This is a genomic window from uncultured Romboutsia sp., assembly GCF_958366745.1.
Taxonomy (GTDB): Bacteria; Bacillota; Clostridia; order Peptostreptococcales; family Peptostreptococcaceae; genus Romboutsia; species Romboutsia timonensis.
Genome location: NZ_CATXCO010000092.1, coordinates 1 through 8584, shown reverse-complemented (window position 1 = coordinate 8584; position 8584 = coordinate 1). Strand labels below are relative to the sequence as shown.

The 8584-nt window shown below is 28.0% G+C and carries 7 protein-coding genes and 1 pseudogene; 7 read left to right on the top strand and 1 reads right to left on the bottom strand.

Going from position 1 to position 8584, the window contains the following annotated elements; genetic code table 11:
* The 4 genes from Q5F54_RS07570 to Q5F54_RS07555 all read left to right on the top strand — a co-directional run.
* The coding region (locus Q5F54_RS07570; protein WP_302334174.1) for a fructose-bisphosphatase class III at positions 1-1040 on the top strand (1040 nt) is incomplete at its 5' end.
* Between the two features lie 193 nt (positions 1041-1233).
* The gene (licT, locus tag Q5F54_RS07565) at positions 1234-2109 is read left to right on the top strand and encodes a BglG family transcription antiterminator LicT (RefSeq protein ID WP_281538509.1); all 876 of its coding nucleotides are present in this window, start codon (positions 1234-1236) and stop codon (positions 2107-2109) included.
* Between the two features lie 49 nt (positions 2110-2158).
* The gene (locus Q5F54_RS07560) at positions 2159-2662 is read left to right on the top strand and encodes a PTS glucose transporter subunit IIA (protein ID WP_281538508.1); all 504 of its coding nucleotides are present in this window, start codon (positions 2159-2161) and stop codon (positions 2660-2662) included.
* A gap of 295 nt (positions 2663-2957) precedes the next feature.
* The gene (locus Q5F54_RS07555) at positions 2958-4643 is read left to right on the top strand and encodes a PTS transporter subunit EIIC (RefSeq protein ID WP_281538507.1); all 1686 of its coding nucleotides are present in this window, start codon (positions 2958-2960) and stop codon (positions 4641-4643) included.
* 35 nt (positions 4644-4678) lie between these two features.
* On the opposite strand, the gene Q5F54_RS07550 is transcribed toward Q5F54_RS07555, so the two are convergent.
* Positions 4679-5557 carry an AraC family transcriptional regulator gene (locus Q5F54_RS07550; RefSeq protein WP_281538506.1) on the bottom strand — a complete coding sequence of 293 codons (879 nt, stop codon included), beginning with the start codon at positions 5555-5557 and terminating at the stop codon, positions 4679-4681.
* A 169-nt stretch (positions 5558-5726) separates the two neighbouring features.
* Between Q5F54_RS07550 and Q5F54_RS07545 the strand changes: the two genes are divergently transcribed.
* The 3 genes and pseudogenes from Q5F54_RS07545 to Q5F54_RS07540 form a co-directional block, all read left to right on the top strand.
* Positions 5727-7181 (top strand): UDP-N-acetylmuramoyl-L-alanyl-D-glutamate--2,6-diaminopimelate ligase, encoded by a 1455-nt coding sequence (locus Q5F54_RS07545; protein ID WP_281538505.1) that lies wholly within the window; start codon positions 5727-5729, stop codon positions 7179-7181.
* Between the two features lie 18 nt (positions 7182-7199).
* Entirely contained in the window at positions 7200-7322 is a 123-nt protein-coding gene (locus Q5F54_RS13070) for a hypothetical protein (RefSeq protein WP_331562527.1), read from the top strand.
* Positions 7323-7334: 12 nt separating this feature from the next.
* Positions 7335-8456: pseudogene (locus tag Q5F54_RS07540) on the top strand (dicarboxylate/amino acid:cation symporter); the annotation flags it as partial.
* Between the last annotated feature and the right edge of the window lie 128 nt (positions 8457-8584).

The following is an 8584-nucleotide window of genomic DNA, read 5'->3' as shown; positions in this document are numbered from 1 at the left end:
AGGCTATAAGTATTATACAGTTTAAACTTGAAGGTGAAGTAATTAAAAGAAGACCTGAGTTTGAAATGGATCATAGATTGCTTTTAGATAAGATAAACTATGAAGAAGGAACTATAAATTTAAAAGGAAATATATATAAACTAAAAGATACTAATTTCCCAACTATAGATCCGAAGAATCCATATAAGTTAACGAAAGAAGAAGAGATTGTAATTGATAAGTTAGTATCATCATTTAAAAACAGTGAAAAACTACAAAAACATGTATCATTTTTATTCTCAAAAGGAAGTATATATTTAGTTTCTAATGGAAATTTATTAATACATGGATGTGTTCCTTTAAACGAAGATAAAAGTTTTATGAAAATGAAGCTTCAAGGACAGGAATATAGTGGTAGAGAATTAATGGATAAGATGGAAACTTTAGTGCGAGAAGGATATCTCTTTAAAGATAAAACTAATCAAAAACAATATGGAATGGATATTATGTGGTATCTATGGACAGGAAAATGCTCTTCATTATTTGGTAAAGATGATATGACTACTTTTGAAAGGTATTTTATAGCAGAGAAGGAAACTCATAAAGAGAATAAGAACCCATATTTTACATTAAGAGAAGATGAAGATGTATGCAATAAAATTTTTAAAGAATTTGAATTAGATACAAATGAATCTCATATAATTAATGGACATGTTCCAGTTGAAAGTAAAAATGGTGAAAGTCCAATAAAAGCTAATGGAAGAATAATAGCTATAGATGGAGGTTTTTCAAGAGCATATCAAAAAAAAACTGGTATAGCGGGATATACATTGATATATAATTCGCAAAGTCTACAACTTGTATCTCATGATCCGTTTACATCAACAGAAGAAGCAATAGTAAATGAAAGTGACATACTATCAACAACAATGTTAGTTGAACATAAATTAAGCAGAAAAACTGTAAAAGACACTGATGCAGGTAAGAAGTTATTAGATGAAGTTGATGATTTAAAATTGCTTTTAACAGCATATAAAAAAGGTATTATAAAAGAAGTATAAATTAGATAGGAAATTGATTTTTTAAGCTCTTGACATAAAAATATAATTAATATAATATTATAAATATAACTAAATAAAATATATCTGTTTAAATTAATAAAATGGATTGTTACTGATAGAGCAGGCAATACCTAAGTTAAGATGTACTTTTTGTACCTTGATTTAGGTATTTTTATTTGGGGGGCTAGAGACAATGGTGACCATAAAGAAAGTGTACAATAATAATGTTATTTTAGCATTTGAAAATAGTAGTAAAAAAGAAGTGATATTGACAGGGTGTGGGATTGGATTTGGAAAGAAACCAAATGATACTATTGATGATAGTAAAATTGAAAAGAAGTTTGTAATACAAGATAATAATTTTGAGAGTAAAGTAAATAAATTAGCAAGTGAAATACCAGAAGAGGTTTTTGCTGTAAGTAGTGCAATAATAGAATATGCAGAAAAGAATTTAAATACTACATTAGATGAATATATTTATATATCTTTAACAGATCATATATATTTTGCACTTAAAAGATATAAAGAAAATTTACCGATAAAAAATGAACTATTATATGAACTTAGAAGAATTCACAAAAAAGAATATGAGATAGGTAAATGGGCAATAGAATATATAAATAAAACTTTTAATGTAAACTTTTTAATAGATGAAGCAGGATTTATAGCAATGCATATTATAAATGCAAATTATAGAGAATCTACTAATAAATCATGTTTAATTATGAATATAATAAATCAAATACTTGATATAATAAAAAATTATTATTCTATAGAATTTATAGAAGATGAAATTAATTTTGACAGGCTATTAACTCATCTAAAGTTTTTTGCAAAACGATTAATAGATAAAACGGAATCGATAGATACTAACAATAATGGTTTATTAGAAATTGTAAAAGTACAATATAAAGAAAGTTATGATTGCGTAAAACAAATAAAATCATTTATAGAGGAAAACTATACTTATAAAGTAAATGATGATGAGGTATTATACTTGATATTACATATAAATAGAGTAATATCAGTTATAAATTTTAATAAAGAAATAACTAAAAGTTATGTATAACATTTAATAATACAAAAATATAATATAATAATCAAAGGAGATAAAGAATATGAGCTTTTTTAAAAATTTATTTAAAGGGAACAAAGAACAAGAGGTAAAAAAAGAACAAATAGTACCACTAACTAATGGGGAATTAGTAAATATATCTCAAGTTCCAGATGAAGTATTTTCAAGTAAGATGATGGGTGATGGATTTGCTATGAAAACATCTGATGGGATAATAGTATCACCAGTAGAAGGGACGATAGTAACAGTATTCCCAACTAAACATGCAGTAACTATAAACTCTGTGGATGGAAGAGAAGTATTAATACATTTAGGAGTAGATACAGTTTCTTTAAAAGGCGAAGGATTTGAGACATTTGTAGAAGAAAATCAAAAAGTTAAAGTTGGAGATAAACTAGTTAAAATGGATGTAGAATTTATAGAGAAAAATGCAAAATCTTCAATGCCAATAGTAGTATTTACTAATTTATCAGAAGGTGAATCAGTTAAACTAGTAGAAGGAACTGTTAAAGCAGGAGAGTTAAATAAAATAGAAATAGTAAAATAATATTTTGTGAAAATGTTTACATAGGAATGCTAGTGTGATATACTAAATATATAAAGTTAATACGTATAGCGTGTTACTGGTTATGCAGGCATGAGCTAAATAATTTATGGTTGCTTTTTATACCATAAATTATTTAGCTCTTTTTTATGCTCAAAATAACTATATTAAATAATAATACGTTGACAACATGAGCATAGCGAATTTTATTGTAATAATAGTTTTAATAATTAATAAAAATAAAAAAACTGCATAGCTAGAGAATGTAAAAATAAAAAATAATGGGGAGGAAAAAGAAATGCTTCAATACTTACAAAGAATTGGGAAAGCAATAATGCTTCCAATAGCAGCGTTACCTGTTGCAGGTATACTACTTGGGGTTGGGGGATCACTAATAAATATAGCAGCACTTGAAAATGCACCAGCTATATATCAACCATTAATTGCTTTTGTTAATATCCCAATGATAACTATAATATTAAAAATAATGCAAGGTATAGGGGATATAGTATTTGGAAACTTACCGGTACTATTTGCAGTAGGTACTGCAGTAGGTCTTGCTAAGCAAGATAAAGGTACAGCAGCACTTGCTTCTGTATTTGGTTTCTTAATAATGAATCAAGTTATAGGTGTATTATTAGGTGTGGGTGCTACACCATTAGGGACTTTAGTTTCAGGTGATGTGCCAGCTCAATATGCACAATATGTAACTACTACATTAGGTATATTTACTCTTAATATGTCAGTGTTTGGTGGTATTATAACAGGTATAGTAACAGCTACATTACATAATAAATATTACAATATACAATTACCAGCAGTTATAGGATTCTTCTCAGGAGCAAGATTTGTTCCAATAGTAGTATCTTTAGCTATGGCAGTTGTAGGTGCATTATTAGCTTATATATGGCCATTTGTACAAGATGGAATAGCAGTAATTGCATTATTCGTTAAAAATGCAGGACCAATAGGAACATTCTTATATGGATTAATAGAAAGAGCCTTAATACCATTTGGTCTTCATCATATATTCTATACACCATTCTGGTATGGATCATTTGTTGATGGTCAAGTTATAATAGATGGAGCGTGGCAAACAATTCAAGGTGCTAACTATGCTTACTTTGCTCAATTAGGAAATATGCAAAGTATAGTTGGTGCAGATGCAGATACTATGTCAACTATAGTTTCTGGAACAACAAGATTTATGGCTGGTAAATTCCCATTCATGATGTTTGGACTTCCAGCTGCAGCATTAGCAATGTATCATACTGCTGCTCCTAACAAGAAAAAGATTGTTGGAAGTTTATTAGTATCAGCAGCATTTACATCTTTCTTAACTGGTATAACTGAACCATTAGAATTTACATTCTTATTTGTTGCACCAGTATTATATGTAGTTCATTGTATAATGGCAGGATTATCATTCTTCTTAATGGATATACTTAATGTATTTATAGGTATGACATTCTCAGGAGGATTAATAGACTTTACTTTATTCGGAATACTTCCTGCAGGAGCTGGAGTTCCAACAAACTGGATAAGAGCTATATTAGTAGGTGCAGGATATGCAGTAGTTTATTACTTCTTATTTAAAACTTTAATACTTAAGTTAAACTTAAAAACTCCAGGTAGAGAAGGGGATGAAGAAGAAGCTAAACTTTACTCTAAAGCAGACTTCCAAGCTGCTAAAGGATTAGATGGAAAAGAAGCTCCAAATAAAGCTAATGGAAAAGATGAAATAGTACAAAAAGCTCCAGAAGTTTTAGCTGCATTAGGTGGAGAAGAAAATGCTGTATCAATAGACGCATGTATAACTAGACTTAGAGTTGAAGTTAAAGATAAATCAAAAGTAGATAAAGATAAGCTAAAAGCATTAGGTGCCGTAGGGGTTGTTGAAGTAGGTAATGGAATACAAGCAATATTTGGTGCTAAAGCAGATGCTTATAGACATGAGATAAATAGAATATTAGGAAGAAACTAATATAAAAAGGTATGAAGTTTAAACTTCATACCTTTTTAAGTATCAGATATAGGGTTTTCAAAATTATGGATTGTAGGATTATAATTACTTGGAGAAACACCATATACCTTTTTAAATGCTCTTACAAAACTTGAATAGTCATTAAACCCACATCTAGAACATACACTACTCATACTTAAACCATCAGATATAAGAGACCTTGCAAGTATGAGTCTTTTTTGTACGACATAATTATGAATAGAGCTTCCTATTTGATTTTTGAATTTTCTCATAAGATAATATTTACTTATAAAAAATTCTGAAGCTATAGTATCTATAGATAAATCATTTTCTAGATTAGAGTTTATATAATTTAAAACGCCCTCTATTGTTTTATCATATTGAATATCTTCGATATCTCTATTTTTATCGCTATTTAAAAATAACCTATTCATTAAAACCATTAATTGCACAAATAATGATTCTTTTAAAATCTCACTTCCAAATTCATTACTATTATTGCAATTTTGTATATCTTGAATTAGATTTTTTATAATATCAATTGATTTCATATTTAATCTAAGTAAATTATAATTATTTTTAATTGCTACCTCGAAGCATTTAAGTAGATTATTATTACCTTGAGCATATTTTGCCATAAAATCTGGATTTAACCATATAACTATACGCTCATAGTACTTATTTGGGTTTACTACTGGCTTGTGAATTTCATTTTTATTTACAAATAAAATATCCCATGGTTTTAAGATATAGGCTTTACCTTCTATATAATAAGTTAAATCACCATCAATTAAAATTACTATTTTACTGAAATCATGATGATGATATTCAAATTTAATATCTTTCTTATCTCTAATATGGAAGATTTTAAAATTGTCATTTAAGTAACCAACTTTGTTATTTATATCTTTCATAATCCACCTACCTTCTAAATTAGATTATAGAGCATTTTTTGCAATATAACAAGCAACTTAAGCAATGTACATAGTAATTTTGTATTTATATAATAATAAATATAGGTTTAATATTTGAATTAAAGCATAATTATATATAGATTAATATAAAATTTGGAGGGAAAAATAAGTGAAGTTAAATGATTTATTAAAAGGAATAAATATACTTAGTGTAAATGGTGACTTAAATATAGACATAAATAACATAGCATATGACTCAAGAAAAGTTAAAGAAAATACATTATTTATATGTATAAAAGGATTCAACTCAGATGGTCATAAATATATAGAAAGTGCTATAGAAAAAGGTGCTAAAGCATTTTTAGTACAGGAAGATATAAATATAGAAGGATATACTTTTATAAAAGTAGAGGATACTAGAGCATCTATGGCAAATGTTGCTGATAATTTTTATAACAATCCATCAAAAGAATTAGGAGTTATAGGAGTTACAGGAACTAATGGTAAAACAAGTATAACAACTTTCTTAAGTGAGATATTAAGTTCAAATAATAAAAAAGTAGGTCTTGTAGGAACTATAAAAATATTTGATGGTGATAAAGAAGTTGAATCTAGTTCAACAACTCCTGAAAGCATAGATTTACAAAAGCATTTTAGAACTATGATTGATAATGGATGTGACTATTGTGCAATGGAAGTATCATCTCATTCATTAGTATTAAATAGAGTAGATGAGACAGAATTTAAATTAGGAATATTTACAAACTTAACTCCAGAGCACTTAGATTTCCATAAAGATTTAGAAGATTACAGAAATGCAAAGGAAAAATTATTCTATAAAACGACTACAGCAAATATAATAAATATAGATGATGAAGGTGGAGCTAAAATATATGAAAATATAAAATCTTTAAGTACACCTTGCTATACTTATGGAATAGATAATAAAGCAGACTTTATGGCAAAAAATATAAAAATAGATGCACGTGGAGTATCTTATACATTAGTAACTCCAACATATGAAGAAGAAATATTTGTGCCAGTACCAGGTAAATTTACAGTTTACAATACTTTAGCAGTAATAGCAGCTTGTTACATGTTAAATATATCTAAAGAAATAGTTAAAGAAAGCTTAGGAAAAACTAAGGGTGTTGCAGGAAGATTTGAAACAATAACTAATGATAAGGGAATAAGTGTTATAGTTGATTATGCACATACTCCAGATGCATTAGAAAATATATTAAATACTGCAAAAGGATTTGCTAAGTCTAATATAATAACTGTATTTGGGTGTGGTGGAGACAGAGATACAACTAAGAGACCTTTAATGGGAGCAATAGCACAAAAATTATCAGATGTATGTATAGTAACTTCTGATAACCCAAGAACTGAAGATCCACAGCTTATAATAGAAGATATATTAAAAGGATTAGATAAAAATAAAGAAAATTATAGAGTAGTTGTAGATAGAAGAGAAGCTATAAAAGAAGCTATAGAAATGGCTCAAAAAGATGATATAGTAATCATTGCAGGAAAAGGACATGAAAATTATCAAATTTTAGGAAAAGTTAAGCATCATTTTGATGATAAGGAAATAGCACAGGAGTTTTTAAATAATAAATAGAAATAAAGGAGAGAGAGTATGAAATCATTTTGGAATAATTATAAGTCTTCTATAGTATTGCTAGGAGCTATATTACTAGGTGGTATAGTAGGCGCAACTATGGGAGAAAAAGCAGTAGTTTTAAAACCTATAGGAGAATAATTCTTAAACTTATTATTCATGACATTAGTACCATTAGTATTTTTCAGTGTTACATCTGCAATAGCTAATATGGGCGGAGGAATGCAGAGATTAGGAAAGATACTAAAGAGTATAGTTATAGTATTTTTAGGAACGGCTTTAGTTGCTGCTGTTATAGGATTAGTTGGAGTACTTTTAATGAATCCAACAAAAGGATTAGATACATCATTATTTAAAGATATAATATCATCTGCTAACGATAGTTCAGCAACAGAAAAAGTAGGATTATTACAACAAATAGTAAATACATTTACTGTAAATGACTTCTCATTACTATTATCTAGATCAAATATGTTACAATTAATAGTATTCTCAATATTATTTGGTATAGGTACTTTAATGGCAGCAGAATCTGGAAAGTCAATAGCTAAGTTTGTTCAATCAGGTTCAGCAGTTATGATGAAAGTAATCAATATAATAATGATGGCAGCACCAATAGGACTTGGATGTTACTTTGCAAATGTTATAGGAGAGTTAGGATCACAGTTATTATCAGGGTACTTAAGAGTAACTATATTATACTTAATATTAACAGCAGTAATTTACTTTGGTTTATTTACTTTATATGCATTTATAGCTGGTGGAAAAGATGGAATAAAGGCATTCTGGTCAAATGCAGTATCACCAACAGTTACATCATTAGCAACTTGTTCAAGTGCAGCTTCAATACCTGTAAACTTAGATGCAACTAAGAAAATGGGTGTTCCAGAAGATATAGCAGAAACTGTTATACCATTAGGAGCTAATGTTCACAAAGATGGTTCAGTTGTAACTGGCGTATTAAAAATAGCATTTTTATTAGGATTATTAGGAACTAATATGAATACTATTCCAATGATGTTAGCTATATTAGGTGTTGCATTTATAAACGGTGCAGTTATGGGAGCTATACCAGGTGGTGGATTTATGAGTGAAATGTTAATAGTAAGTGCATTTGGAATAGATCCAGCATTACTTCCAATAATAGTTGTTATAGGAACAATATTAGATGCTCCTGCAACATTATTAAACTCAACTGAAAATACAGTATGTGCTATGCTTGTAGCAAGACTTGTAGAAGGTAAGGATTGGTTAAAAAATAAAATAAATAATTAATATACATAAGAGTGCTAAATGCACTCTTATTTTTTGTTATATATCATTAATAATAAATATTGATTTATATAGAATAATCTAGTAAATTAAAACTTGGTTTAAAGTAAAGAGTATTTAAGGAGTAACAT

Bases quoted from the DNA above. Each gene is read 5' to 3' on its own strand.
- licT (WP_281538509.1), top strand. From the start codon at position 1,234: ATGGTGACCATAAAGAAAGTGTACAATAATAATGTTATTTTAGCATTT.
- Q5F54_RS07560 (WP_281538508.1), top strand. From the start codon at position 2,159: ATGAGCTTTTTTAAAAATTTATTTAAAGGGAACAAAGAACAAGAGGTA.
- Q5F54_RS07555 (WP_281538507.1), top strand. From the start codon at position 2,958: ATGCTTCAATACTTACAAAGAATTGGGAAAGCAATAATGCTTCCAATA.
- Q5F54_RS07550 (WP_281538506.1), bottom strand. From the start codon at position 5,557: ATGAAAGATATAAATAACAAAGTTGGTTACTTAAATGACAATTTTAAA.
- Q5F54_RS13070 (WP_331562527.1), top strand. From the start codon at position 7,200: ATGAAATCATTTTGGAATAATTATAAGTCTTCTATAGTATTGCTAGGA.